The organism is Monashia sp. HAY1-2A, from assembly GCF_056755315.1.
On the sequence record NZ_JBNDHY010000294.1, the window covers coordinates 1 to 1,524 of the forward strand.

Below are 1,524 nucleotides of genomic sequence, written 5' to 3' on the forward strand. Positions count from 1 at the left end.
TCTGCACACCGTGGCCGGAGTAGCCGAGGGAGTAGAAGAGCCCGTCGTGCTCGCCGGCGTGGACCATGCGGTCCAGGCTCATGTCGACGAGGCCACCCCAGCAGTAGTCGACCCGCGCGTCGGCGAGCTGCGGGAACACCGAGACCATCGCCTTCTGCAGGATTCGGCCGCTCTTCTCGTCCGACTGCGGGCTCGACATCGCGAACCGGGCGCGGCCGCCGAACAGCAGACGGTGGTCGGGCGTGATCCGGAAGTAGTAGAGCAGGTTCTTGGAGTCCGAGGCCATCCGCCGGTTCGGCAGCAGCTGGTCACAGACCTCCTTGCCGAGTGGCTCGGTGACGATGATGAAGCTGCCGACCGGCGCGATCCGCAGCTGCATCCACCGGAACGGGCGTCCGGTGTAGCCGCTGGTGGCGACCAGCACCTGGTCGGCGGTCACGCTGCCGCGTGGAGTGACGACCGTGTGCTGGGTGCCGCTCCGGCGGACCACCTCGTCGACCGGCGCCTTCTCGTGGATCTGCACGCCGAGGCGGGCCGCAGACTCCGCCAGCCCGCGGGTGAACTTGCCGACGTGCAGGCCGGCGCCCTTCGGGTCGACCATCGCACCGTGGTAGTAGTCGCTGGCGATCTCGGAACGGATCTCGTGTCCGGGCACCATCTGCGTCTCGTAGCCCAACCGCTCGGCCAGGACCTCGTGGGTCTTGCGCAACCCCTCGTAGTGGGCCGGCTTCGCTGCCAGGTTCAGCTTCCCGGTCCGGGCGAAGTCGCAGTCGATGCCTTCCTCGCCGACGAGCTTCTCGACGGTGTCGATCGCGTCGTTGTAGGCGAGGAACAGCGTGCTCGCCGTCGGGAACCCGTAACGGGAGATGGCGTCCCGGAACCCGATCGACAGCCCGGTGGTCGCCATCCCGCCGTTGCGCCCGGAGGCGCCGAACGCGACGGTCTCTCGTTCGAAGACGGCGACCGTGGCGCCCTTGCGGGCCAGGTGCAGGGCCGAGGACAGGCCGGTCAGCCCGGCCCCGACCACGGCGACGTCGACGTGGCCGCCCACGTCCGTCGTCGACCGGTCCGGTCCCTTGGGGGAGGTGTCAAGCCAGTACGGCGTGAACTTCATTGTCCACTCTCTTCCTGGGTCGTGTCCGGGGGGACGGTCGGCCCGCCAGAGCCGTCCGGGGACCGAGCCGTCCCCCCGTCGTCGATGCGGGTCAGCCCACGCTGAGGTCCGCGGTGAGCACGTAGAAGTTCAGCGGGTGGGTCTTGAAGCCCTTGACGTTGGACGAGACGGCGGTCGTCAGGGACTCCTGGACGAGGAACACGCTGGCTGCATCGGCCTGCAGCTTCTCGGCGATCTTGGCGTAGAGCTCGTGCCGGGCCTCGGGGTCGGGCGTCTCGGCGACCTTCTGGATCATGGCGTCGGTCTGCGGGTTGCAGTAGTGGGCGATGTTGAAGCTGCCCTTGCAGCCGTAGTCCGAGCTCAGGTAGCCGGCCGGCTCGCCGACGTCGAGGAGGTAGCCACGCGAGAAG

The 1,524-nt window shown here is 68.8% G+C and carries 1 protein-coding gene and 1 pseudogene; both read right to left on the reverse strand.

All coding sequences use genetic code 11. The annotated features are described in order from the left end of the window. Nucleotides 1-1,114, reverse strand: a 1,114-nt coding sequence (locus tag ACPYOM_RS21910) for an NAD(P)/FAD-dependent oxidoreductase (protein WP_481347575.1), incomplete at its 3' end; no start/stop codon positions are given. A gap of 91 nt (nt 1,115-1,205) precedes the next feature. Then, nucleotides 1,206-1,524 (reverse strand): annotated as a pseudogene (locus tag ACPYOM_RS21915) (ABC transporter substrate-binding protein); the annotation flags it as partial.